General features: G+C 70.5%; 28 protein-coding genes. 21 read left to right on the top strand and 7 right to left on the bottom strand.

All coding sequences use genetic code 11. The features are described 5' to 3' along the window. Together AB0B89_RS21020 and AB0B89_RS21025 are read left to right on the top strand one after the other, a co-directional pair. A partial coding sequence (locus AB0B89_RS21020) for a hypothetical protein (protein ID WP_358555198.1) occupies window positions 1–306 on the top strand: 306 nt, incomplete at its 5' end. A gap of 168 nt (window positions 307–474) precedes the next feature. After that, complete coding sequence (locus AB0B89_RS21025) at window positions 475–774, top strand: HU family DNA-binding protein (protein ID WP_358555201.1); 300 nt, start codon at window positions 475–477, stop codon at window positions 772–774. 81 nt (window positions 775–855) lie between these two features. On the opposite strand, the gene AB0B89_RS21030 is transcribed toward AB0B89_RS21025, so the two are convergent. After that, window positions 856–1,059, bottom strand: a complete 204-nt coding sequence (locus tag AB0B89_RS21030; protein ID WP_358555204.1) for a hypothetical protein — start codon at window positions 1,057–1,059, stop codon at window positions 856–858. 47 nt (window positions 1,060–1,106) lie between these two features. Continuing rightward, on the bottom strand, window positions 1,107–1,853 hold the full coding sequence (locus tag AB0B89_RS21035) for a TetR/AcrR family transcriptional regulator (protein ID WP_358555207.1): 747 nt from the start codon (window positions 1,851–1,853) through the stop codon (window positions 1,107–1,109). Window positions 1,854–2,086: 233 nt separating this feature from the next. Here AB0B89_RS21035 and AB0B89_RS21040 point away from each other — a divergent pair, with 233 nt between their 5' ends. Further along, window positions 2,087–3,796 carry an MFS transporter gene (locus AB0B89_RS21040; protein WP_358555210.1) on the top strand — a complete coding sequence of 570 codons (1,710 nt, stop codon included), beginning with the start codon at window positions 2,087–2,089 and terminating at the stop codon, window positions 3,794–3,796. A gap of 45 nt (window positions 3,797–3,841) precedes the next feature. On the opposite strand, the gene cofC is transcribed toward AB0B89_RS21040, so the two are convergent. Further along, window positions 3,842–4,525, bottom strand: a complete 684-nt coding sequence (gene cofC / locus AB0B89_RS21045; protein WP_358555213.1) for a 2-phospho-L-lactate guanylyltransferase — start codon at window positions 4,523–4,525, stop codon at window positions 3,842–3,844. A 77-nt stretch (window positions 4,526–4,602) separates the two neighbouring features. Here cofC and AB0B89_RS21050 point away from each other — a divergent pair, with 77 nt between their 5' ends. The 4 genes from AB0B89_RS21050 to AB0B89_RS21065 all read left to right on the top strand — a co-directional run bounded on the left by AB0B89_RS21050 (window position 4,603) and on the right by AB0B89_RS21065 (window position 8,797). Continuing rightward, entirely contained in the window at window positions 4,603–5,322 is a 720-nt protein-coding gene (locus tag AB0B89_RS21050) for a lysophospholipid acyltransferase family protein (protein ID WP_358555216.1), read from the top strand. Window positions 5,323–5,383: 61 nt separating this feature from the next. Next, window positions 5,384–6,391, top strand: coding sequence for an NAD(P)H-dependent glycerol-3-phosphate dehydrogenase (locus tag AB0B89_RS21055; protein ID WP_358555218.1), 1,008 nt, complete (start codon window positions 5,384–5,386; stop codon window positions 6,389–6,391). Window positions 6,392–6,405: 14 nt separating this feature from the next. Next, window positions 6,406–7,641: an aminotransferase class I/II-fold pyridoxal phosphate-dependent enzyme gene (locus AB0B89_RS21060; protein WP_358555221.1), complete on the top strand. Its 1,236-nt coding sequence runs from the start codon at window positions 6,406–6,408 to the stop codon at window positions 7,639–7,641. Window positions 7,642–7,681: 40 nt separating this feature from the next. After that, on the top strand, window positions 7,682–8,797 hold the full coding sequence (locus tag AB0B89_RS21065) for a D-alanine--D-alanine ligase family protein (protein WP_358555224.1): 1,116 nt from the start codon (window positions 7,682–7,684) through the stop codon (window positions 8,795–8,797). Between the two features lie 73 nt (window positions 8,798–8,870). On the opposite strand, the gene AB0B89_RS21070 is transcribed toward AB0B89_RS21065, so the two are convergent. Then, window positions 8,871–9,299 (bottom strand): DUF3515 family protein, encoded by a 429-nt coding sequence (locus AB0B89_RS21070; RefSeq protein ID WP_358555227.1) that lies wholly within the window; start codon window positions 9,297–9,299, stop codon window positions 8,871–8,873. A gap of 24 nt (window positions 9,300–9,323) precedes the next feature. Continuing rightward, window positions 9,324–9,557 (bottom strand): Lrp/AsnC ligand binding domain-containing protein, encoded by a 234-nt coding sequence (locus AB0B89_RS21075; RefSeq protein WP_358555230.1) that lies wholly within the window; start codon window positions 9,555–9,557, stop codon window positions 9,324–9,326. A 69-nt stretch (window positions 9,558–9,626) separates the two neighbouring features. On the opposite strand from AB0B89_RS21075, the gene AB0B89_RS21080 reads away from it, so the two are divergent. The 3 genes from AB0B89_RS21080 to thiD all read left to right on the top strand — a co-directional run bounded on the left by AB0B89_RS21080 (window position 9,627) and on the right by thiD (window position 12,428). Further along, on the top strand, window positions 9,627–10,595 hold the full coding sequence (locus AB0B89_RS21080; protein WP_358555233.1) for a thiamine-phosphate kinase: 969 nt from the start codon (window positions 9,627–9,629) through the stop codon (window positions 10,593–10,595). A gap of 75 nt (window positions 10,596–10,670) precedes the next feature. Continuing rightward, complete coding sequence (locus AB0B89_RS21085) at window positions 10,671–11,600, top strand: hypothetical protein (protein WP_358555236.1); 930 nt, start codon at window positions 10,671–10,673, stop codon at window positions 11,598–11,600. 42 nt (window positions 11,601–11,642) lie between these two features. After that, window positions 11,643–12,428, top strand: coding sequence for a bifunctional hydroxymethylpyrimidine kinase/phosphomethylpyrimidine kinase (gene thiD / locus AB0B89_RS21090; protein WP_358555239.1), 786 nt, complete (start codon window positions 11,643–11,645; stop codon window positions 12,426–12,428). Window positions 12,429–12,526: 98 nt separating this feature from the next. Here thiD and AB0B89_RS21095 read toward each other — a convergent pair whose 3' ends face one another. Then, window positions 12,527–13,174: a hypothetical protein gene (locus AB0B89_RS21095; RefSeq protein ID WP_358555242.1), complete on the bottom strand. Its 648-nt coding sequence runs from the start codon at window positions 13,172–13,174 to the stop codon at window positions 12,527–12,529. A gap of 104 nt (window positions 13,175–13,278) precedes the next feature. Further along, entirely contained in the window at window positions 13,279–13,464 is a 186-nt protein-coding gene (rpmB, locus tag AB0B89_RS21100) for a 50S ribosomal protein L28 (protein WP_262848146.1), read from the bottom strand. A gap of 476 nt (window positions 13,465–13,940) precedes the next feature. Here rpmB and AB0B89_RS21105 point away from each other — a divergent pair, with 476 nt between their 5' ends. The 11 genes from AB0B89_RS21105 to AB0B89_RS21155 all read left to right on the top strand — a co-directional run. Further along, the gene (locus AB0B89_RS21105; protein ID WP_358555245.1) at window positions 13,941–15,677 is read left to right on the top strand and encodes a DAK2 domain-containing protein; all 1,737 of its coding nucleotides are present in this window, start codon (window positions 13,941–13,943) and stop codon (window positions 15,675–15,677) included. Window positions 15,678–15,791: 114 nt separating this feature from the next. Further along, on the top strand, window positions 15,792–17,975 hold the full coding sequence (gene recG / locus AB0B89_RS21110) for an ATP-dependent DNA helicase RecG (protein ID WP_358555248.1): 2,184 nt from the start codon (window positions 15,792–15,794) through the stop codon (window positions 17,973–17,975). Between the two features lie 305 nt (window positions 17,976–18,280). Next, complete coding sequence (gene rsmD / locus AB0B89_RS21115; protein WP_358555251.1) at window positions 18,281–18,862, top strand: 16S rRNA (guanine(966)-N(2))-methyltransferase RsmD; 582 nt, start codon at window positions 18,281–18,283, stop codon at window positions 18,860–18,862. A 3-nt stretch (window positions 18,863–18,865) separates the two neighbouring features. Further along, a complete protein-coding gene (gene coaD / locus AB0B89_RS21120) occupies window positions 18,866–19,342 on the top strand; it encodes a pantetheine-phosphate adenylyltransferase (protein WP_358555254.1) in 477 nt (158 codons plus the stop codon). Between the two features lie 48 nt (window positions 19,343–19,390). Next, entirely contained in the window at window positions 19,391–19,963 is a 573-nt protein-coding gene (locus tag AB0B89_RS21125; RefSeq protein WP_358555257.1) for a YceD family protein, read from the top strand. A 1-nt stretch (window position 19,964) separates the two neighbouring features. Then, a complete protein-coding gene (rpmF, locus tag AB0B89_RS21130) occupies window positions 19,965–20,144 on the top strand; it encodes a 50S ribosomal protein L32 (protein WP_189161846.1) in 180 nt (59 codons plus the stop codon). Between the two features lie 291 nt (window positions 20,145–20,435). Next, window positions 20,436–21,125, top strand: a complete 690-nt coding sequence (gene rnc / locus AB0B89_RS21135) for a ribonuclease III (protein ID WP_358555273.1) — start codon at window positions 20,436–20,438, stop codon at window positions 21,123–21,125. Between the two features lie 3 nt (window positions 21,126–21,128). After that, the gene (gene mutM / locus AB0B89_RS21140; protein WP_358555260.1) at window positions 21,129–22,043 is read left to right on the top strand and encodes a bifunctional DNA-formamidopyrimidine glycosylase/DNA-(apurinic or apyrimidinic site) lyase; all 915 of its coding nucleotides are present in this window, start codon (window positions 21,129–21,131) and stop codon (window positions 22,041–22,043) included. Between the two features lie 20 nt (window positions 22,044–22,063). After that, window positions 22,064–22,339 (top strand): acylphosphatase, encoded by a 276-nt coding sequence (locus AB0B89_RS21145; RefSeq protein ID WP_358555262.1) that lies wholly within the window; start codon window positions 22,064–22,066, stop codon window positions 22,337–22,339. Between the two features lie 189 nt (window positions 22,340–22,528). Then, a complete protein-coding gene (locus AB0B89_RS21150; RefSeq protein WP_358555265.1) occupies window positions 22,529–22,723 on the top strand; it encodes a hypothetical protein in 195 nt (64 codons plus the stop codon). A 252-nt stretch (window positions 22,724–22,975) separates the two neighbouring features. Beyond that, on the top strand, window positions 22,976–24,161 hold a 1,186-nt coding region (locus AB0B89_RS21155), incomplete at its 3' end, for an AAA family ATPase (RefSeq protein WP_358555268.1).

The following is a 24,161-nucleotide window of genomic DNA, read 5'->3' on the forward strand; positions in this document are numbered from 1 at the left end:
CCCGTCGTCCGCTCGAAGATCCTGGTGGAGTGGCCGAGAGGCGAGGCAGCGGCCTGCAAAGCCGCGTACACGCCCGCGAGCCCCGAGCACGAGCTGGCGCGGCGGTTGCGCGACGCTTACCGCCGCGTGACCGCCGCGAGGCTTTCCCCTGACGAGAAAGAGCGGTTCGCGAGGAGGTTCGTAGCGATTTGCGACCTCGCAAAGCGGGACGTCGACCACGCGGACACCCGTCTGGACGCCTTTCTCGCGGATCTCGAAGAGGATTCCGACACGCCGCGTAGGCGAAACATTGCGGAATGTGATTGAGTCCTGGCCGCGTGTCCCTTAATTTCAAGCGGGTAAGGGGTTTCTGACCGTTGACTGGTGGGTGCGTGCCGAAACCCCGCGCTTGGCCACACCGGGTGAGGCGGGGTACGGGCACTGGCCCGCCGCAGCGCTCATCCTCAGACAGCGGTAACAGGGGGAGCAACCTAGATGAACAAGCGAGAACTCGTGGACGCGATCGCAGATCGGGTCGGCGACAGGAAGACGGCCACCGAGGCCGTGAACGCGATAATCGAGGCCATCCAGCACGCTGTCTCGAACGGGGAGAAGGTTTCGATCACGGGCTTCGGCGCGTTCGAGATGGCGCACAAGCCGGCCCGCCAGGCACGGAACCCGTCGACGGGGGAGCCCATCAAGGTCGCCGAGAGCTGGGGACCAAAGTTCCGTGCCGGGGCCGATTTCAAGGATCAGGTCAATGCGGCCGGAAAGAAGGCCGCCAAGAAGAAGTGACGCCTTACCGGCTCACCTGCGCGCCCGGAAACCCCACCAGGGGTTCCGGGCGTCGCCGTGTCAGGGGGCGCGGGCGGCGGGTCACTCAGGCAGCGGGAAGGTCGAGAGGGTGATCGCGGTGATGGCGTCGCCCTCGACGCGGATGTTCACCCGCTGGCCGGCCCGCAGCAGTCGCAGAGGGCCCGCGTCGAAGGCGGCGGCGCCGAACGGGATCTCGGTCCCGTCGTCGAGGAAGACCGAACCCTCACGGGTTTCGAGGTCGAAGACGCGCACCGTTGCCTGCACGCCGGCCAGCCTACCGCGCGGGAAATCACTCCACAGGAGTCAGGAGCTCAGGCAGGGTCGCGCGGCTGGACGTACGAGGCCAGGCCCCGCAGGATGATCTCCAGGCCGAGCTCGAACCTCGCGTCGTTGGTCTCGTGGAACATCATGCCCGCCAGGGCGACCAGGTTGGGGAACCGGTCGGGCGGGAGCGCGTCGAAGTACCCCATGAGCGTGGCGCGCATCTCGTCCCACGTGTCCGCCTCGCTGGTGCGGCGGCGCTCCTCCCACATGCTCTCCTCGAAGGCGAACCCGTCCATGTACGTGGAGATCATGTCGCCCGCCGTCGCGGCCACCTTGTCCGGCAGCCCGGCGCTGCGGAAGATCGCCATCAGCCGCTCGACGTGGGGCAGCAGCTCGGGGGTGAAGGGCACGTGGGACATGGAGATGCGGGCCATGTCACGGTGCGCGAGGAGCCGCGCCCGGCCGTGCCGCGCGAACTCCTTGATCTGCTCCTGCCAGTGCTCGGGGTCCGGATCGGGCAGCTCGTGGCCGTCGAACAGCCGGTTGTACATGAGCTGGTAGAGCTCGTCCTTGCTCCGCACGTGGGCGTACAGCGCCGAGACGGCCACGCTGAGCTCGGAGGCCACCTGGCGCATGCTCAGCCTGTCGAAGCCCTCGCGGTCGAGCACGACGAACGCCGCGTCGACGATGCGCTCGCGCGTCAGCGGGACGCGCACGGGGGCCGGCCGCTTGCGTGCCCGCTCCCAGGGAGCGGCAGAGGGCATGGTCTGGTCGTCGCGCTCTGGCTCGCTCATGCGTCACGCCCCTTGGAGTCCGTGGTGATCGAGTGTAGTTGGCCCGCTGAACAGTGCTCGCCCTACTAGAACACCACTCTATTTCGCGATATATCTTGTCTATCCGGCACATGCGACATATCTTGAGAACGCCGCACTTGCCGTCGAACGGTGTTCAATGGTAGAACACTGCTCAATTCAAGTGAACACTGTTCTATGAGCGTGGACGACGCTCGGTCGCATAAGGAGCCCGCATGACGACGACAGACACCTCCCTGAAGGAGGCACCGCCCGAGACGGCGCCATACCGGTGGCGCTGGGCGGCCCTTTTCGTCATCCTCGCCGCCGAGGTGATGGACCTGCTCGACGCGATGGTCACCAACATCGCCTCGCCCACCATCCGCGACGAGCTGGGCGGGAGCGCCGCGACCATCCAGTGGCTCGGCGCCGCCTACACCCTGTCGATGGCCGTCGGCCTGATCACCGGTGGCAGGCTCGGCGACATCTTCGGCCGGAAGCGGATGTTCCTCATCGGCGCCGCGGGCTTCACCGTGGGGTCGCTGCTGTGCGCCGTCGCCCAGGGGCCCGAGTTGCTGATCGCCGCCCGGGTCGTCCAGGGGCTGTTCGGCGCGGTCATGCTCCCGCAGGGCCTCGGCATGATCAAGGAGATGTTCCCGCCCAAGGAGATGCAGGCGGCTTTCGGCATGTTCGGGCCGGTCATGGGCCTGTCCTCGGTCGGCGGCCCCATCCTCGCCGGCTGGCTGATCGACGCCGACTTCTTCGGCACCGGCTGGCGCATGATCTTCCTGATCAACCTGCCGCTCGGCGTCGCCGCCGTGCTGTGCGGGCTGCGGTTCCTGCCCGAGTCGCGGTCGCCTCACCCGCTGAAGCTCGACTTCGCGGGCGTGGTCCTCGCCACGCTGGCGGGCCTGCTGCTCGTCTTCCCGCTGGTCCAGGGCCGGGAGCACGACTGGCCGCTCTGGTCGTTCCTGATGATCGGCGCGTCCGTCGTGGTCTTCGCGCTCTTCGGCTGGTTCGAGTCCCGCAGGAGCAGGGCCGGCGGCGACCCGCTCATCGTCCCCAGCCTGTTCCGCAAGCGCGCCTTCACCGGCGGGCTGGTCACGGGCCTGGTCTTCTTCTCGGGGATGGTCGGCTTCTCGCTGGTCTTCAACCTCTACACCCAGCTCGGCCTCGGCTACTCGACCCTGAAGGCCGGCCTGTCGATGGTGCCGTGGTCGCTCGGCATGGTCGTCGGCTTCGGCCTCGCCCAGCCACTCCAGAAGTACGGCCGCAAGCTCCTGCACGGCGGCACGCTGCTCATGGCCCTCGGCGTGCTCGCCATCCTGGTCACGCTCAACCTCGCCGGCGTCGGCGTCACCCCGTGGCAGCTCGCCCCCGCGCTGCTCGTGACGGGCATCGGCATGGGCATGCTGATGGCGCCGTTCTTCAACATCGTGCTCGCCGGGGTCGAGGACCACGAGACCGGCTCGGCCTCCGGTTCGCTGACGGCGATCCAGCAGCTCGGCAGCGCGTTCGGCGTGGCGCTCCTCGGCACGGTGTTCTTCGGGATCCTCGGTAGCAGCGTCGCCACGGCCGCCGACGACGTGACGCCGAAGCTGCGCTCCGACCTGGCCGCCGTACGGGTGACCGGCCCCGCGCAGGACCGGATCGTCACCGGGGTGCGCGCCTGCGGGCACGACCGCGCGGTCGCCAAGGACCCGGCCGAGGTGCCCGCCTCCTGCACGCGGCTGGAGGCCGACGCCAGGGCCGCGGCGACGTCCCCAGAGACCGGCGGCGGCATCCAGAAGGCGGTGATGACGGCCGGCGCCGCGGCGGGCAAGGAAGGCTTCAGCGACGCGATGAAGACCATCCTGTGGGTCGTCGACGGCATGCTGCTGCTGACGTTCCTCGTCGCCTTCCTGCTGCCGAAGCACGCGCGTGAGGGTGAGGCGGCCGGCCACTGACCCCATATGAACCGCCGGCCACCGACCGTACCGGCTACCTACCGATCACGAAGGAGTCCTCCACGTGGAGGACTCCTTCAGCGTCTTCACCACGGCCGCGGTGTGCGGGCCGACACCGAGGGCCAGCGCCTCCTCCAGGTCCGAAGGCGTGTCGACGTCACGGCGCACCGAGGGGATGCCGTCCGGCGTCAGCTCCTTCGCGCCGCCGCCGAGATGCCTGGCCCGCGACTCGCCACCGAACCTCGGGGCGAACGCCACGCCGGGCCGTACCCCGTAGAAGGTCGTCCCGATCTCGGCCGCGTCGGGGACGAACGACTGGTCGAAGTCGGCGGCCAAGGCCAGCGCCACGCCCAGCTCCTCCGGCCGCAGGGCGGGCAGGTCGGCCTGGAGCGCCCCGATCGGGTCGCCCGGCGCCAGCCGTACGGCCTCGGCGCCGCCGAACCGGAGCGCGGCGTTGAGCCCGGCGTCCGGGTCGGGCACCACGTGCGCGCCCAGCGCCGACAGGGCCTCCGCGGGCACGGGATCACCCGTCACCACGACGACCCGGGCCACGTCCCCGCAGGCCAGCGCAGCCGAGATTGTGTCACACGCGATCGCCACGGCGAGCGCGGCGCGGTAGGGTCCGGTCGCCGCGGCCAGGCGGGTCTTCGCGGCGACCAGGGTCTTCACCGGCACCACAATGGTCCAGCCGGATTGCCGGCCGAGGACGCTACGTTCCGTACCACGCATAGCCTTAGCATCCCGCCTCGACATCTCGTGGAGCCAACCGGGAGACTGATGACGCACAGGCATGACTGGAGGAGTCAATGAGCCGCCCCGGACGTCCGCCCATCCCGTGGGAAGCCCTAGTCGTGGCGATCGTCAAGCCGCTGCTGTATCTGTTCACCAAGCGCGACTGGCGGGGCCGCGCCCACCTGCCGCGCACCGGTGGCGTGATCATCGCGGCGAACCATCTGTCGTGGAGCGATCCGCTGCTGTTCGCGCACTACGCCTACGACAACGGCCGCTGGCCCGTCTACCTGGCGAAGTCCGGGGTCTTCGACATCCCGGTGATCGGCGCGATCATCAGGAAGTGCAGGCAGATCCCGGTGTATCGCGGAAGCACCGACGCCGCGCGCTCCCTGAAGGACGCGGAGCAGGCCCTGCGCGACGGCTCGTGCGTGATCTTCTACCCCGAGGGCACGATCACGCGCGACCCCGAGTTCTGGCCCATGGCCGCCAAGACCGGCGTGGCCCGGCTGGCGCTGGCCACCGGCGTCCCGGTGGTCCCCGTCGCCCACTGGGGCGCGCAGGAGATCCTGCCGTACGGCAAGAAGAGGCCGAGGCTGTTCCCCCGCAAGACCTTCCGCGTGCTCGCCGGGCCACCAGTCGATCTCTCGAAGTACGAGGGACTTCCCATGCGCGGCAGCGTGCTCAAGGAGGCGACCGCCGACATCATGGCCGCCATCACCGCCCAGCTCTCCGAGCTTCGCGGCGAGAAGGCGCCCGGCGCCCCTTTCGACGAGGCCGAGAGCCGCGCCGGGTGACCGCGAGACGTCCGGTGGTGAGCGCCGACTCGGCGCGGTGGAGTGAGCGTACGGTGAACAGATGACCAAGGCCGTCGTTTTCGGAACCGGTTCGTGGGGGACCACCTTCGCGATGATCTTGGCGGAGGCGGGCACCTCGACGACGCTCTGGGGGCGGCGCGCCGAGGTGGTCGAGGCCATCGACCGCAGGCACGAGAACCCCGAGTACCTGCCGGGGGTGCGGCTCCCCTCGTCGCTGCGCGCGACCACCGACGCGGCCGAGGCGATGGAGGGCGCCGACTTCGTCGTCCTCGCCGTGCCGTCCCAGACCCTGCGCGGCAACCTGGCCGCCTGGGCCCCGCACATTCCCGGCCACGCCGTGCTCGTCAGCCTGATGAAGGGCATCGAGCTGCGCACGTCCAAGCGCATGAGCGAGGTCATCTGCGACGTCGCCGGCGTCCCGGCCGAGCGGGTCGCCGTCGTGTCCGGCCCGAACCTCGTCGGGGAGCTGATCCGGCGCGAGCCGGCCGCCACGGTGGTCGCCAGCGTCGACGACGAGGTCACCGGGCGCTTGCAGGAGGCCTGCCATCTGCCGTGGTTCCGCGCCTACACCAACGCGGACGTGGTGGGGGTCGAGCTCGGCGGCGCCGTGAAGAACGTCATCGCCCTCGCCGTGGGCGTGGCGGCGGGCATGGGGCTCGGCGACAACGTCAGGGCGACGCTCATGACGCGCGGCCTGGCCGAGATCTCGCGGCTGGGCGCGGTGCTCGGGGCCGACCCCCACACCTTCGCCGGCCTCGCGGGAATGGGCGATCTCGTGGCGACCTGCACGTCCCCGCTGTCCAGGAACCGCACTTTCGGTGAGAATCTTGGCCGGGGCATGACCCTGGCCGAGACGATCGCCGCGACCAGGCAGACCGCCGAGGGGGTCAAGTCCTGCGAGTCGGTTCTCGACCTGGCAAGGAAGCACGACGTGGAAATGCCGATCACCGAGGTGGTGGTGGGCGTGGTCCACGACGGAATGACCCCCAGCGAGGCCGCGATGCTGCTCATGTCGCGTACTCCCAAGCCCGAACGGTACGGCGTGTGACACTCTCTCGACGTATGCGCAGGAGACTCGGCGAGAACTCCCGGGCGGTCCATCTGCCGCCCGCTCCCGTCCCCCGTCAGCTTCCCATCGGGCTGCCCGTGTGGCGCAGCGCCGCCTGGAGCTTCGACAGCTCGGCCGAGTACGCCGACGTGGTCGGCGACCGCGTCCCGGGCTTCGCCTACAGCCGCGTCGACAACCCCACCGTGGCGGCCTTCGCCTCCGGCATCGCCTCGCTGGAGGGGGCCGCGGCTCCCGAGGACGTCGCGGGCCAGGCGTTCTCGTCGGGCATGGCGGCCGTGAGCGCGGTGCTCATGACCTTCCTGCGGGCCGGTTCCCACGTCGTCGCGCCCGCTCCCGTGTACGGCGGCACGTACTCCCTGCTGTCGAACGTGCTGGCACGCTTCGGCGTCTCGGTCGACTTCGTGGACTACTCCGACCTGCGCCGCGTCCACGCCACCGTGCGCTCCTCGACCAAGATCGTCTATGCGGAGACGCTGAGCAACCCCACGATGACGGTCGCCGACATCCGGGGGCTCTACCGCATCGCGCGCGACGCGGGCGCGCTGCTGGTGGTCGACTCCACCTTCGCCACCCCCGTGGTGTGCCGTCCCCTGGAACACGGCGCCGACGTGGTCATCCACTCCGCCACCAAGTACATCGGCGGGCACGACGACTGCACCGGCGGGGCGGTGGTGGGCCGTCCCGACCTGATCTCCCAGATCCGCGAGGTGCGCATCGACACCGGGGGCACCCTGTCGCCCGACGAGGCCTTCCTGCTGCGCCGGGGCCTGGAGACGCTCCCGCTCCGGGTGCGGCGCATGTGCGCCACCGCGATGGTCTTCGCCGCCGCCGTGGCCAAGCACCCGGCCGTACGGCGCGTCGACTACCCCGGCCTGCCCGACCACCCCGGCCACCAGCTCGCCCGCCAGCTTTTCGACTCCGGCCCCGAGGGCACCAGGTACGGCGCGTGCGTCACCGTCACCCCGCACGGCGGCTACGAGGCGGGGGTCATGCTGGCGGACGCCGTACGGCTCGCGCGCATCGCCACCTCGGTCGGCGGCACGCACACCAAGGTCGCCCACGTGGCCTCCACGACCCACCGCCAGCTCGACGAGGCGGCCCTCACGGCCTCCGGCATCGACGCGGGCGCGGTGCGCTTCTCCATCGGCCTTGAGGACTCCGAGGACCTGATCGCCGACGTCACGGACGCCCTCGACGCGCTCCGTTCGAACACCGCGACCCGCACCTGACAAGCAGGGACGACAGGGGCGCAAGGTAGATTCGTGCATCATGAGCCATCAGCATGAATCCCGGCCTCGTGTACGGGTGGCGGTCGTCTTCGGCGGGCGCAACTCCGAGCACGCGGTGTCCTTGATGGGCGCGGGCAGCGTCCTCTCGGCCATCGACCGGTCCAAGTACGACGTCGTCCCGATCGGCATCTCGCCGGACGGGCGCTGGGTGCTGGCCTCAGACGACCAGAGGTTCGAGATCGAGGGCGGCGAGCTTCCCGCCGTCGACGCGAGCGGCACCTCGCTCGCGCTCCCCTCCGACCGCGGGTCCATCGTCGCGCTCGACGCCGGGCGGATCCCCAGCTCGCTCGGCGAGGTCGACGTCGTGTTCCCCATGCTGCACGGCCCCTATGGCGAGGACGGCACCATCCAGGGTCTGCTGGAGATGGCCGGAGTGCGGTACGTCGGCTCGGGCGTGCTGGCCAGCGCGGTCGGCATGGACAAGGCGTACATGAAGGCGCTGCTGTCGGCCGCGGGGCTCCCCGTCGGCCCGTACGTCGTGGTGCGCGACCGTGACTGGCGCCTCGATCGCGAGCGCGTCATGAAGGACGTCGAGGTGCTCGGCTGGCCCGTCTTCGTCAAGCCGTCCCGCGCGGGCTCCAGCCAGGGCATCTCCCGGGCCGCGGACTTCGAGGAGCTGGAGCGGGCCATCGAGCACGCCCGCGAGCACGACCCGAAGGTCCTCGTCGAGGCCGCCATCGAGGGGCGCGAGATCGAGTGCGCGGTGCTGGAGTCCCCCGGGGACGAGCCGCCCGCCGCGAGCCACCCCGGCGAGGTGCTGGTCAACGAGGACCACGAGTTCTTCGACTTCTCGGCCAAGTACATCGGCTCCGACATGTCGCTCGCCGTGCCCGCCGACCTCCCCGAGGCCGTGAGCGAGGAGCTGCGGCAGATGGCCGTACGGGCGTTCGAGGCACTCGGATGCGAGGGGCTGTCCCGCGTGGACTTCTTCTACACCCCGGCGGGCGGCCTGATCCTTAACGAGATCAACACGATGCCCGGCTTCACCGCCGTGTCCGTGGCGCCGCAGCTGTGGGCCGCCTCCGGCGTGTCGTACGCCGAGCTGGTCGACCGGCTCATCCAGCTCGCGCTCAACCGTCCCGTGGGACTGCGGTGATCCGCCGTGCCGGCTTGATCGCGGCCGTTCAGCCGGGTCAGCCAAGGCAGCCGGGTCAGTCGGGTCGGCCTGGTCAGCCGGGGAAGGCCGCCTTGATCGGGGCGGCGAGGTCGACGAGCACCCCGGCGGACTGGTGCTTGCGGGAGATCGTCACCTCGACGTAGCCGTCACGGGTGATCGCCGTGAACAGCGCGGGCCTGACCGGGTCGGCGAACCACGCGACGCCGTTGATCTCGGGCACCTGCTGCATGGGATCCATGGCGACGGGGCGGGACACTCCGCAGCGGAGCGCGATCTCGGCCCCGCCCCACACCGCGACGTACGGCGAGCGGGGTTCGGACGGGACGCGCTCCGCGCCGTCGAGAGTGTGGGGCAGCCGATCGTTCAGCGTGGCGCAGGCGGTAGCCGTGGCGCCCCGCGGAGTGGGGGGATCGACTCTCACGGCCCCGCCGCAGCCCGCGAGCAGCGCCAGGACCACCGCGGCCAAGACGACCCGGACCACGGCTTCCCCCAGAGGTGTCGACGCTCAGATATGGACTATCGGACAGGTAAGGGTACGCGTGATTCCCTCAACGGCCTGAATCTGTGCGACGACGAGTTTGCCGAGATCATCCACGTTGCTTGCCTCGGCACGAACGATCACGTCGTAGGGGCCGGTGACGTCCTCCGCCTGGGTGACCCCCGAGATGACCGCGATCGCGCCTGCGACCTCGGCGGCCTTGCCAACTTCTGTCTGGATAAGGATGTAGGCCTGCACCATCACGTCCTCCCGCGGGGGCGAAGCTTTGTATCAGTCCGTAGCTAGATCAGTGCCGAATCGCCACCGTACATGCAACACACCTGGAGGTGTGCTATCAGAGTCGCAGATCTTGGTGAATTCGGGATCATTGCACGTATTGTCGGACGCTTGCCACAATTTCCGGCGGTATTGCTTGGCCCCGGCGACGACGCCGCGGTCCTTCGCGCCCCCGATGGACGAGTTGTCGTGACGACGGATCTCCTACTTGAGGGTAGACACTTCCGCCGTGATTGGTCCAGTGCGTACGACATCGGTCGAAAAGCGGCAGCGCAGAACCTCGCCGACGTGGTGGCGATGGGTGCCGATCCTACGGCCATTTTCGTCGGGCTGGGGCTTCCCGGGGACCTTCCGACGGCGTGGCTCGACGGGCTCACCGACGGCTTCGGGGACGAATGCGCGCTGGTCGGCGCAAGCGTCGCGGGAGGTGATATTTCCAGTTCCGAGCAGGTCGTGCTGGGGGTGACGGCGCTGGGCGACCTGGGCGGGCGTGCCCCGGTCACACGGTCGGGAGCCCGGCCGGGCCAGGTCGTGGCCGTGGCGGGCCGGCTCGGCCACGCGGCGGCCGGGCTGGCGCTGCTGCTGGCGGGACGTGAAGAGCTTCCCTATCCCGAGCTGGTGGACGCCCACCGGCGCCCCCAGCCGCCGTACGGCTGCGGACCGGGGGCCGCCGTCCTCGGTGCCACGGCCATGGCCGACGTCAGCGACGGGCTGCTCCAGGATGTGGGGCACATCGCCAAGGCGAGCGGCGTGCGGGTCGAGCTGGAGCCCCAGGACCTGCCGGTGCCGGAACCGCTGGCCGCCGCCGCGGCCGAGCTGGGGGTGGACCCGCTGCGGTGGGTGCTCACGGGCGGGGACGATCACGCGCTGGTCGCGGTCTTCCCGGCGGACGTACGGCTGCCGCCGGAGTGGCGGGTCATCGGGCGGGTCGTCGAAGGGGAAGGCGTGCAGGTCAGAGGCCATGACGAGCCTCAGGGTGGCTGGGATCACTTCCGTGACTAAGGTGAAAATTGTGACAAAGACGTATTAAAGGTGTTATGAAGTGTGGCGTCGTATTTTCTACCAGAAGGGCGCTTCATGCGACGGGGACGCCACACGTCATCCCGAGACCGGGAGTCCGACCCTGGGCGGGCGGGTGAGCACAGGGGTCCGAGATGGCACGACGACGAGCGCGGCACCCAGGAGTGGCTGGCCGAAGCGACCGGCCCAGCCTGGCTGGACGACCCCACCCCATCCCAGGACGCCCCCACCACCGGTTCGTACGGTGGTGTCCGGTCTCCCGCATGGGACGCCGCTGTGGCCGCTCCGGAGCCGGAGGCAGGACCGCAGGAGCAGGCCGCGTTCCCCGATTCCGAGCCACCGCGAACGAGGCCGGGCCGTGAGGCCATCTCGGTCACCCTGGACCCGGGGAGGCATGGGAGGAGGGCACGGGCGAGCCGGACCCGGTTCTGGCGGGGGCGCCGTCTCATGGCGCTGTCGGCGGTAGCGGCGGTCACCGCCGTCGGCACCGTCGTCATCGGCGTCAAGCTCTCCTCGTCGCAGCTCGAACTCAGACGTGCCCCGGACTGTCCCGCGGGTCAGGCATGCGCCGCCATCGTCACGGGCAAGCCGCCGGCGAACGTGCTGCCCGCACCCACGGACACCGAAGGCCTCACCACACCGGATCCGTCCGGCACCGGGTCCCCTCGCGCGTCCAAGTCGGCCAAGCCGTCGGCGAGCGCCGGCCGTACCCCGGACCGGTCGGCACCTGTCGCCTCCGCCCGCCCCACGCCGGACCGTACGCGCACCCCCACCCCGAGACCGAGCCGGACGGTCGAGGACGCGCCGGAGCCCGTCCCTTCGATCGAGGAGACCGACACCCCGTCCCCGGACGCGACGCCCCTGGCCGACGGGGGCGACCCGTCGGTGTCGCCGGGAACGGTGGCCGCCTGCGACCAGGCGGGCCATTCGAAGCGGACGACGGGTCGCTGCCCTGGCACCGGGCCGGGACCCCGGGGGAACCGATGACCGGTGGCCTTGGTGGGTGCCCCACCCTGATTTGATGGGTGGGTGACTCCTCCCCGTGTGCTGACGATCGCAGGCTCCGACTCCGGCGGAGGCGCGGGCATCCAGGCCGATCTGAAGACCATGCTCGCGCTGGGCGTCCACGGCATGAGCGTGATCGCGGCCGTCACCGCGCAGAACTCCCTCGGCGTTCAGGGCTACTGGGAGCTGCCCGCCGAGGCGGTGCGCGCCCAGCTCGACTCGGTGCTCGGCGACATCGGCGCCCAGGCGATCAAGACGGGCATGCTGGCGTCCCCGGAGCTGGTCGAGGTGGTCGCCGAGGTACTGGCCGGTGTGGACGTGCCGGTGGTGGTCGACCCGGTCGGGGTCTCGAAGCACGGCGACTCGCTGCTGGCCCCCGAGGCGGTGCACACGCTCGCGTCCCGCCTGTTGCCCGTGGCGACCGTGGTGACCCCCAACCTCTGGGAGGTCGAGCAGCTCACGTCGGTGAAGGTCGAGGACGAGGACGGCCTGCGCCCGGCGGCCCAGGCGATGCTGGAGCTCGGCTCCACATGGGTGCTGATCAAGGGAGGCCACCTTCCTGGCCCGCCGGTCGACCTCCTCACCGACGGCGTCAGCGAGTACCGCTTCTCCGCCGAGCGGCACGACAACCGGCACACCCACGGCACGGGATGCACGCTGGCCTCGGCCATCGCGTCGTACCTCGCGCTGGGCGAGGACGTGCCGGGCGCGGTCGGGAGGGCCAAGGAGTACGTCACGGGCGCCATCGCCCACGGTTTCCCCCTCGGCGCCGGCATCGGCCCGGTGGACCACGCCTGGCGCCTCCGCTGAGCCGTACGTCCTCACTCACGGCGGCCGGGGCGGTCCGCTGTGCGGCCGGGGCGGTCCGGTGTGCGGACGGGGGCGGTCCAGAGAACGGGCGGGGGCGGTCAGAGCAGGCGGGCGATGGGGTCGTCGGCGAGGCGGCGCAGGAGGACCGCGGTGTCGGCGGCCTGGGAGGCGTCCACGTCGGACCCGGCGCGGGTGCCCGACTCGACGGCGTTGGCCAGGGCGTTCAGCTCGTGGGGCGGCAGCAGGGTGCGGGCCATGCTGTGGAGGCGGAGCCGGATCCTCCGCCCGTCGCCCGGGTCCTCTGCCACCAGATGGGGCACGCGGCGCCCCGTGGGGATCGTGCCCTCGCCATGGGGGTTCCTGACGTACTCCGGCTCTGAGTCGATCCACACGCGCGCCGTGGCCAGGTCGGCCTCCCGGGTGCCGAGCAGGCCGCGTACCTCCAGCACGGTGCCGCTGAGGACCGCCCGCCGCCTGTATGTGCCGAGCACCATGGTGGCGACGAACCCCACCATCAGCACGGCGATCACTCCGAAGAGCACCTTGACCCCGGTGCCGGGGAAGTCGTCGAACGGCGAATCCATGGACCCGCTGGACGGGAAACCTGGCGTGGGACCCCCGAGGACGAGGGTGGCGACACCGGCGATGGCGCCGAGCACGGCCAGGAAGAGAAGCGCGATGACCGAGACCGTGACCTTCTGGCCGGTGGAGGCGTTCACGCTCAGTCGTACGGGCGGATTCAGCACGAGAACAAGCTACCCAGCGAGCCTCGCGCCACGCCCCCAGACCACACCCGCGACGCAGAAAGCCCGTCGCCCTTGGTGGGTGACGGGCTTTCTGGAAGCTCGGGTCAGCGGGTGACCTTACCCGCCTTGATGCAGGAGGTGCACACGTTCAGCCGCTTCGGCGTGCTGCCCACCATGGCGCGCACACGCTGGATGTTCGGGTTCCAGCGGCGGCGGGTGCGGCGGTGCGAGTGCGAGATGTTGTTGCCGAAAGTCGGCCCCTTGCCGCAAACGTCGCAGACGGAAGCCACGGTCATCGCTCCTTAGATCAGTCAATAGGCCCGAAACCGAGGTAGAAGCGGTGGTCGGGCATGCCGGGACAACCGGCTGGCCACACGAGGGTATCCGATGTTGCGCGGTGCACGCCAAATGGGGGAACCGGCGAACGGAGATAATCTCGTAACGCCAACCGTAGCGCATTACCGGAGACCCCGCGTTCGCGCACGTGCGAACCCGGCGAGATCCCGGACGAGAAGACGATCCCGGACGAGAACGATCCGGACGAGAAGAACCGGACCCCGTACACCTCGGAGCCACGCGAGGCATCCGTGTGCTCACATGACCGTGCCGGAAGATCTTGAACATCCCCGGTGATCTCATGTACTCACAAGGGTGCGCGGAAGGCATCCGCGCAGGAGACTCGTACGTACGGACGCGCACGGGAAGGCGCCCGCGACACACGCGCGAACGAGCGCGGAAACGCGCCCGCGCAGGAGGAAGGAGCCGCATGCCTTCGGAGCCCGCCGATCCGGGTGAGCGTGTCCAGGAGTCGCTCCAGATCCTCGATCCTCCGGAGCCCGCCGACGCCGGTGGGCGTGTCCATGGGTCGTCCCGGGCACTGGATTCCCCGGAGCCCGCCTCTGCCGGTCAGGGCGTGCGCGAGTCGCTCCAGGTTCTCGATCCCCAGGCCGTGCGACGGTGGTCACGGCTGTGTGCCGACGTCCTCGGCCGCGCCCGTACGGAGATCGACGCGCTCAACGTCTTCCCGGTCCCCGACGGCGACACCGGGACCAACCTCCACCTGACCATGCTGTCGGCCGCCGAGGCGCTCGACGGGCTGCCGCAGGACGCCGACTCCGAGAGCACGTGGCGCACTCTCGCCCAGGGGGCACTGCTCGGCGCCCGGGGCAACTCCGGAGTCATCGTCAGCCAGGCGCTGCGCGGCATGGCCGAGGTGCTCAAGCACACCAAGGGCGGCGGCCGTGACCTGCGAGAAGGGCTGACAAGGGCGGCAGAGATGGCACGCGAGGCCGTGGCGAGGCCCGTGGAGGGCACCGTCCTCACCGTGCTGAGCGCGGTGGCGGGAGCCGTGCAGGACGCGTCCGACGAGCTGGCCGAGGTCGCCAGAAAGGCGGCGGTGGCCGCACGCGGGGCGCTCGGCCGCACCACGGGCCAGCTCGACGTGCTCGCGCGGAGCGGCGTCGTGGACGCGGGCGCGGCCGGGCTCACGGTCATCGTCGAGAGCCTCGCGGCCGTGATCACCGACTCCTACGTCGATCGGTACGACGTGCCCGCGCCCACCGAGCGATTAGAGCCGGAGGCGTCGCAGAGCCCCGGATACGAGGTGATGTACCTCCTCGCGGCCGGTGAGGACGCCGTGGCCGGGTTGCGCCACGAGCTCGACGGCCTCGGCGACTCCCTGGTGGTGGTCGGGGGAGACGGCCTGTGGAACGTCCACGTCCACGTGGACGACGCGGGGGCCGCGATCGAGGCCGGGATGCGCGCCGGACGGCCGTACCGGATCAAGGTCGTCTACCTGGAGGCGCCCGCCCGCACCCATCGCGCCGGGAACGGGCGCGGCGTGGTCGCCGTGGCGGCCGGCGACGGCATCGCGAGGCTGTTCCAGGAGGCCGGGGCCGTGGTGGTGCGCCGTGAGCCCGGATCGAGCCCCTCGCTGGCGGCCGTGCTCGCCGCGATCAGGGAGGCGGGGACCGAGGTCGTGGTGCTGCCCAACGACACCGGGGTCAACGCGGTGGCGGTGGCCGCCGCCGAGATCGCCCGCGAGGAGGGCGTCGTCGTCAGCGTGCTGCCCACCAAGGCGACCGTGCAGGGCCTCGCCGCACTGGCCGTGCACGACCCGCTGCGCCGCTTCGACGACGACGTGGTGGCGATGACCGACACCGCGGGCCACACCCGCCACGGCCACGTCTGGGTGGCCGACCGCGAGGCCATGACCAGCGCGGGGATGTGCCGCCCGGGTGACGTGCTCGGTGTCATCGACGGGGACGTCGCCCTCATCGGCACGGCCGCGGAGGGCGTCGCTGTGGAGGACGTCGCCGTGGAGGTCGCCTCCCGCATGCTCTCGGTCAGCAGCGAGCTCGCGACCCTGATCGTGGGGTCCACCGCCGGCGCGCGGCTGGCGCCGGCCGTACGGGAGCACCTCGACGCGGTGCGCCCGGACATCGAGGTCGTCACCTACGAGGGCGGGCAGGGCGGCTATCCCCTCCTGATCGGCATCGAATGACCCGGTCCGCGTCGAATGCGCCCGCCGCCCGGGGCCGGGACACGGAGCGTCCGTGCCCGGCGTGGACGGTGAGCATGGTGTTCTTGTCGGCCGGGAGCGGTAGAACTTGGTGACGTGACGCGTTTCGACGAGCCGCTCATCAAGGCGCTTGACCCCAAGACGGCCAAGCCGCTGGAGAGCTCGCTCAACATCACCACGGTCGGCGAGCTGCTGCGCCACTACCCCCGGCGGTACGCCGAGCGGGGCGAGCTGACCGCCCTCGACGCCCTTGAGGTCGACGAGCACGTGACGGTGGTGGGCGAGGTCTCACGCCTGATGCGCAAGCCCATGCGAAACCGCTCGGGCACATGGCTTGAGGTCGAGGTCGTCGACGCCAGGCGCAACGCGATCTACCTGTCGTTCTTCGGCAAGGTCTCCCACGTGATCGAGAGCCGCCTGAAGGCCGGCACGCGCGCGATGTTCTCCGGCAAGGTCGGGCGGTTCGGGCGCGGCGAGCGCGCCAAGTGGCAGCTCAACCATCCCGAGTTCGAGCTCTTCGAGGAGAGCGAGTCCTCGGCGGCCGAGTTCGCCGCCGCCCCGGTCCCCATCTACCCGGCGGCCGGCGGCATCTCGTCGTGGGTGATCCGCAGGGCGATCGGCATCGTGCTCGACACGCTGGGCCCGCTGCCCGACCCGCTCCCCGAGGAGCTGCGGTCGCGCCACAGGCTCCCCGGCCTGGCCGATGCGCTGGAGGCCGTCCACCGGCCGCGCGACCAGGGCGACATCTCCCGGGCGCGCAAGCGGCTGAGGTTCGACGAGGCGTTCGTCCTCCAGGCCGTGCTGGCCCAGCGGCGCCAGGCCGCCGCCGCGTGGCCCGCCACGCCCCGGCCCCGCCGTGACGACGGGCTGCTCACCGACTTCGACGGCCGGCTCCCGTTCCAGCTCACCGAGGGCCAGGTCGAGGTGGGCGAGGAGGTCGCGGCCGAGCTGGCACGCGACCACCCCATGCACCGGCTCCTGCAGGGCGAGGTCGGCGCGGGCAAGACCGTGGTGGCGCTGCGGGCGATGCTCCAGGTCGTCGACGCCGGCGGCCAGGCGGCTCTGCTGGCCCCCACCGAGGTCCTGGCGCAGCAGCACCACAGGTCGATCACCCGAATGCTCGGCGACCTCGGCACGGGCGGCATGTTCGGCGGCACGGCGGTGACCCTGCTGACCGGCTCGATGGGGGCGGCGGGCCGGCGCGCGGCGCTGCTCGACGCCGCGTCCGGTGCGGCCGGCATCGTCGTGGGCACCCACGCCCTGCTCCAGGAGCACGTCCAGTTCGCCGACCTCGGGCTCGTCGTCGTCGACGAGCAGCACCGCTTCGGCGTCGAGCAGCGCGACGCGCTGCGCGAGAAGGCGGGCGGCGGCCGTCCCCACGTCCTGGTCATGACCGCCACCCCGATCCCGCGCACGGTCGCCATGACGGTCTTCGGCGACCTGGAGGTCTCCACCCTGACCCAGCTTCCCGCGGGCCGGGCGCCGATCACGACCCACGTGGTGCCCGCCTCCGACAAGCCCCACTTCCTGGAGCGCACCTGGGAGCGCATCCGCGAGGAGGTCGGCCTCGGCCGTCAGGCGTACATCGTCTGTCCCCGCATCGGCGACCTGGAGGGCGACGAGGGCGACCTGAGCGACGCGGCGCCTGACTCCGATGAGGAGCGGCGCCCGCCTCTGGCCGTGCTGGAGGTCGCCCCGATGCTCGCCGACGGGCCCCTGCACGGCCTGCGCGTCGAGGCGCTGCACGGACGCCTTCCCCCCGACGAGAAGGACGGCGTGATGCGCGCCTTCACGCGGGGCGAGCTGGACGTGCTCGTCGCGACCACCGTGATCGAGGTCGGGGTGGACGTCCCCAACGCCTCGGTCATGGTGATCATGGATGCCGACCGCTTCGGCGTCTCCCAGCTCCACCAGCTTCGCGGGCGGGTGGGCCGTGGCGGGCTGCCCGGCCTCTGCCTGCTCGTCACCGACTTCCCGGCGGGCACCCCGGCACGCGACCGGCTCGACGCCGTGGCCGCCACCCTCGACGGCTTCGAGCTGTCCAGGGTCGACCTTGAGCAGCGGCGCGAGGGCGACGTGCTGGGCGCGGCGCAGTCCGGGCGCAGGTCGTCGCTCAAGATGCTGAGGCTGCTCCGCGACGAGGACGTCATCAGGCACGCGCGCGAGGAGGCGGCGAGCCTGCTGGCAGGTGATCCGGAGCTCAAGGAGCATCCCGCGCTCAAGGCCGAGATCGACAGGCTGCTCGGCGACGACCGCGCCGAATACCTGGAAAAGGCCTGATCCGCCTGGTGATGGGGGGCTGCCCTGGGTCATGAGAATGACCCAGGGCCCAGCCTTGGGACGGCCTCCCCCCGAATGCCGTCCCTGGCTGGGCCCACCCTCGGGTCAGGTGCCGAGGGCACCGGCGCGCGGAAGGGCTCACGATCACGCCGGTCGGCCTTCCCCTGGGTCACCATGAAGGCCGCAGAACTCATCATGTGGGTTCGGGCGGCGGTGGGGAACGACCCTTGCGCATTCGTCGCCGACACTTGGCCACTCTTGACCTTGCGGCTTCGGAAGTCGCGCCGAACCGCGAGAATGGACGGGTGACCCGAGTCATCGCAGGAACCGCCGGCGGGCGGCGCATCGCCGTCCCTCCGGGGCGTGCCACGCGGCCGACGAGCGACCGCGCCAGGGAGGGCCTGTTCTCCTCCGTCGGCTCCCTCCTTGGGCCGCTCGACGGCGCCAGGGTGCTCGATCTGTACGCAGGGTCGGGCGCGGTGGGCCTGGAGGCGCTCTCGCGGGGCGCCGCGCACGCGCTGCTGGTGGAGTCCGACGCGAAGGCCGCGCGCACGATCAAGGCGAACATCTCAGAGCTCGGGCTGCCGGGGGCCGTCGTCGTGGGCGACAGGGTCGAGCGGGTGGTCGCCGGCGCGTGCTCCGAGCCGTACGACTTCGTGTTCGCCGACCCTCCCTACGCCGTCGGCGACCAGGTGGTCCGCCAGGTGCTCGAAGGGCTGCGCGACAACGGCTGGCTCGCCGAGGACGCCCTGGTCGCGGTGGAGCGCGAGTCACGGGGGAAGGACCTGGTCTGGCCCTCGGGATTCGAAGAGGAGAGGGTCCGTCGCTATGGCGAAGCGTCTGTTTGGTACGGTCGCGCCGCCGGGAACCAGTCAAGCTGGGGGTAAGCCTTGCGTCGTGTCGTCTGCCCGGGGTCCTTCGACCCCGTCACCAACGGTCACCTCGACATCATCGGCCGGACGTCGCGCCTGTATGACGAGGTGGTCGTCGCCGTTCTGATCAACGTGGAGAAGAAGAGCCTGTTCACCGTGGACGAGCGCATCGCGACGCTCGAAGCGGTGACGCGGGAGTACGGCAACGTGCGCGTGGAGAAGTTTCACGGGCTGCTCGTCGACTTCTGCAAGCAGCAGGGCATCCCGACCATCGTCAAGGGTCTGCGCGCGGTCAGCGACTTCGACTACGAGCTGCAGATGGCCCAGCTCAACTACCGGATGTCGGGCGTGGAGACGCTGTTCATGTCGACCAACCCGGAGTACTCCTTCCTGTCGTCGAGCAGGCTGAAGGAGATCGCGCGGTACGGTGGAGACGTGTCCGGACTCGTGCCCGATCTCGTGCACCAGATGCTCGTCGAGCGGCTGCGCGGCTAAGTCCTGGTATTCTTTCTCATCGGCCTTGTACGACGGCGGTGATTCGCCATGCCTCAAGAGAGCAGGAAGACGCTGCATAGCCTCGACCCCCGTGCCCCCTGGGTGATTTCCACCCACGATCTGGGGCGGCGACCGGGTTCTATGCGCGAGATCACCCGCTCTCTCCCGGCTCCGGTGAATCTCTCCGTCGGCATGATCGGCGTTCCCAAGGACGCCGAAATCGAGCTGGACATGCGGCTCGAGGCAGTGATGGAAGGCGTGCTCGTCACGGGCACGGCGAAGGCTCCCCTCAGCGGAGAGTGCTCGCGTTGCCTGGATCCGTTGACCTCGGAGATCGAGGTCGGCTTCCAGGAGCTCTTCTTCTACTCGGCGGAAGACGCCGCCGAGGACGACTCACTCCTCGACGGTGAACTTCTCGATCTCGAGCCGACATTCCGCGACGCGGTGGTGCTCGCACTGCCGTTGAGCCCGGTCTGCAGTGAAGACTGCCCCGGGCTGTGCGTGGAGTGTGGGGCCAAGCTGGCGGAAGCCGGCCCGGACCACCGGCACGAGAAGATCGACGCCCGCTGGGCGGCGTTGCAGGGCCTGAAATCCGATAACAACAATGACCCGGAGGGTTGACGTGGCCGTCCCCAAGCGGAAGATGTCGCGGAGCAACACCCGCTCCCGCCGCGCGCAGTGGAAGACCGCCGCGCCCGCGCTCGTGAGCTGTAACCAGTGCCGGTCGCCGAAGCTGCCGCACGTGGCATGCCCGACCTGCGGCACCTACAACCGCCGACAGGTCATCGAGCCGTCGGCCTGATCACGCCTGCGGTGGCCGGTGAGCCGGCCGGATGCCTCGCATCCGGCCGGGACGACCGTCCACCGTTCCAAGGCGTGCGGTGGCGGTTCGCCCGCGACCGTGGTGGGCGCCGGGGTTGCCGCAATCTCCCGGCGTCCACCACGTTTTCGGGCATTTCCCGCGTTCCATCCGCCATCGCGACCATGGTCGTGACGTGCTACGTGACGGCCGGAGATTCCCGTCCGAGGAGGAGACGTGGCCGCAGGTGGAAAGCCGATCGCCGTAGAGGTCGCCAGAGATGAGCTTGAGCGGGTGCTCGCCGTCCGTCTGGACGACGCGCTCCTGGAGCGTGCGCTGACGCACCGCTCGTACGCCTACGAGAACGGTGGCCTGCCCACCAACGAGCGCCTGGAGTTCCTGGGCGACTCGGTGCTGGGTCTCGTGGTCACCGACACCCTGTTCCGCGGCCACCCCGACCTGCCCGAGGGCCAACTGGCCAAGCTGCGGGCCGCGGTGGTCAACATGCGCGCGCTCGCCGACGTCGCCCGCGCCCTCGACCTCGGCCGCTTCACCCGGCTCGGCAGGGGCGAGGAGGGCACGGGGGGCCGTGACAAGTCCTCCATCCTCGCCGACACCCTGGAGGCGCTGATCGGCGCCGTCTACGTCGACAAGGGGCTCGACGAGGCGTTCCGCGTGGTCCACCTGCTCTTCGACCCGCTGATCAAGCGTTCCGCCTCGCTCGGCGCCGGCCTCGACTGGAAGACCTCGCTGCAGGAGCTCACCGCCTCCGAGATGCTCGGCGTTCCCGAGTACCACGTCGACGAGAGCGGGCCCGACCACGCCAAGTCGTTCACCGCGGTCGTCAGGGTCGGCGGGCAGGAGTTCGGCTCGGGCGCCGGCCGCAGCAAGAAGGAGGCCGAGCAGCAGGCCGCCGAGGCCGCGTGGACCGCCATCCGCGCCCGCAGCGACGCCCAGGAAAAGCTGGAGAAGGCGGCCACCTAGCCCATGCCAGAGTTGCCCGAGGTCGAGGTCGTCCGGCGAGGGCTCTCGCGCTGGGTGGCCGGCCGCACCATCACCCACGCCGAGGTCCTGCATCCCCGCGCGATCCGCAGGCACGTGCCCGGGGCCGCCGAGTTCGCCGGAAGGCTGGCGGGCCGCACGCTGGTCTCCGCCGAGCGCCGGGGCAAGTACCTGTGGATGCCCCTCGGCGACGCCGAGAGCGCCTCAGAGGGCCCTTCGGGTGGCTCCGGGGAAGATGCCCCGGCCGGGGCCTCCGACGCCCTGCTCGCCCATCTGGGGATGAGTGGCCAGTTGCTGGTCGTCGGGCCCGGCTCTCCGGTCGAGAAGCACCTGCGGGTGCGGCTCGGCTTCGACGACGGCGGCCCGGAGCTGCGGTTCGTCGACCAGCGCACCTTCGGCCACCTGCTGATCGCCTCGCTGGTGACCCTCGGACGCCCCGTGCCGGAGCCCATCGTGCACATCGCGGCCGATCCCCTCGAAGAGGCGTTCGACGACGACGTGTTCGCGACGCGGCTGAGCGCGAGGCAGACCGAGATCAAGCGGGCGCTCCTCGACCAGTCGCTGATCAGCGGTGTCGGCAACATCTATGCCGACGAGGCGCTGTGGCGGGCCCGGCTGCACGGAGGGACGCCGACCCGGGCCCTCAGCAGGCGGAAGATCGACGAGTTGCTGGCGGCGGTGCGGGCGGTGATGGGCGAGGCGCTCGGCCAGGGCGGCACGTCCTTCGACAGCCTCTACGTCAACGTCAACGGTGAGAGTGGCTACTTCGATCGGTCACTCAACGTGTACGGCAGGCAGGGCGAGCCCTGTGCCCGTTGCGGCGGGCCCGTTCTGCGGGAGGCGTTCATGAACAGGTCTTCGTACAGCTGCCCCCGCTGTCAACCCCGGATCCGGGCATGACAGACGCGCATGATGCGGGTATGAGTGACATTCGTCTCAACGCCTGGGTGCGCGGCCGGGTCCAGGGAGTGGGTTTCCGCTGGTGGACGCGGTCTCGTGCGCTGGAGCTCGGTCTGGTCGGATCGGCGTCGAATCTCGCCGACGGCCGGGTCGAGGTGGTCGCCGAGGGGCCCCGCGAGGCCTGCGAGAAGCTCCTTGCCCTGCTCAGGGGTGGTGACGCTCCGGGGCGGGTAGATGCAGTGGTGGAGCGCTGGTCGCCGGTTCGCGGTGGTTTTGGTGGATTTGTGGAGCGGTAGGCGCTTCCCTTAAACCCCCTAAATAGGGTACATTTACATGTCGGGAGTGCCCATTGGTGCATTCATGGGGAGCGTTCAACTTGACCGCCTCCATTGCCGGTGCGACTCTTGATAGGAAACACGCGCACCCCTCCCGCGGCATGAAGTGCGCGAACCAGTTTGGTCACTCAGCGTGGAGGACCCTTAACCATGGCGAAGGCTCTACTCGGCCACGTCGGCGGTCTTGACCCTCGAATGGTCTCGGAAATGCGCCGTCTCCAGCAGCGAATCCGGGATCTGGAGGCAGAGCTCACAAGGCTCCAGGCCCAGAACGACGCTCTCGCCGCGCAGTCGCGCGATGAGGCGTTCGCAAGTCTGCAAGATCGCGAGCCGGCCCTCACCTGAGAGGTTCCGGTACGGCAACACACTGTCAGGGACGCCCCGCAAAGGCGTCCCTTGTCATTTACCCGGCTTTTCTTTGCCCAATCGTTCCCCGCCGAGGCGGTTGCGAAGCATCGAGCCGGGATGAAGCGTCTTCCCCTGCCTGAGCATCGCCGCAAGCGACACTCGAACGGTCCCTGAGCCGGTAGTGTGCCCCGCAGGGATCGTCCCAGTGGTCTGCGGGCGATCTCGCAGCGGATGGGGAGGTCGGCGCGCGTGTATCTCAAGAACCTCACGCTGCGCGGCTTCAAGTCCTTCGCCTCGGCCACGGCGCTCCGCTTCGAGCCCGGCATCACCTGCGTGGTTGGCCCGAACGGCTCGGGGAAGTCCAACGTGGTCGACGCGCTCGCCTGGGTCATGGGCGAGCACAGCGCGAAGTCCCTGCGCGGCGGCAAGATGGAGGACGTCATCTTCGCCGGCACGTCCTCGCGCCCGCCCCTGGGCCGCGCCGAGGTGACGCTGACGATCGACAACAGCGATGGCGCGCTGCCCATCGACTACACCGAGGTCACGATCAGCCGGCTGATGTTCCGGTCGGGGCAGAGCGAGTACGCCATCAACGGCGACACCTGCCGGCTCCTCGACATCCAGGAGCTGCTGTCCGACTCCGGCATCGGCCGCGAGATGCACGTGATCGTGGGCCAGGGCCAGCTCGACACCGTGCTCCACGCCGGCCCCGAGGAGCGCAGGGCCTTCATCGAGGAGGCCGCGGGCGTCCTGAAGCACCGCAAGCGCAAGGAGAAGGCGCTGCGGAAGCTCGACGCCATGCAGGCCAACCTCACCCGTGTGCAGGACCTCGCCAACGAGCTGCGCCGCCAGCTCAAGCCGCTGGGCCGCCAGGCCGAGATCGCCAGGAAGGCGGCCGTGATCCAGGCCGACCTGCGTGACGCCCGCCTGCGTCTGCTCGCCGACGACGTCGTACGGCTGCGCACCCACCTCGACCGCGAGGCGGCCGACGAGGCCACGGTGCGCGCCAGGCGCGCCCAGGTCGAGGCCGATCTGGAGCAGGGACAGGCCCGCGAGACCGAGCTGGAGGCGGCCGAGGGCGCCGCCCAGCCCCGCCTGGCCACCGCCCAGGAGACCTTCTACCGCCTTGCGGCCCTCAAGGAGCGGCTGCACAGCGTCGAGACCCTGGCCACCGAGCGGCACCGCCACGCCATCGAGGCGGCCTCCATCGAGCGACGCGGGCGCGACCCCGAGGACTACGAGCGCGAGGCCGCCGAGGTGGCCGGGCGCGAGGAGGCGCTCAAGGTCGAGCTGGAGCAGACCGAGGAGATCCTGGAGCAGGCCGTCTGGCGGCGCACCGAGGCCGAGAGCGCGCTCGCCGCCGACCGACGCATCCTGGGGCGAAACCAGGAACGAGGGCATTCTGGGTCCAACCGGGCGTCCGCGCCCTGTCTTC

This window comes from Sphaerisporangium sp. NPDC049002 (assembly GCF_040649355.1).
Taxonomy (GTDB): domain Bacteria; phylum Actinomycetota; class Actinomycetes; order Streptosporangiales; family Streptosporangiaceae; genus Sphaerisporangium.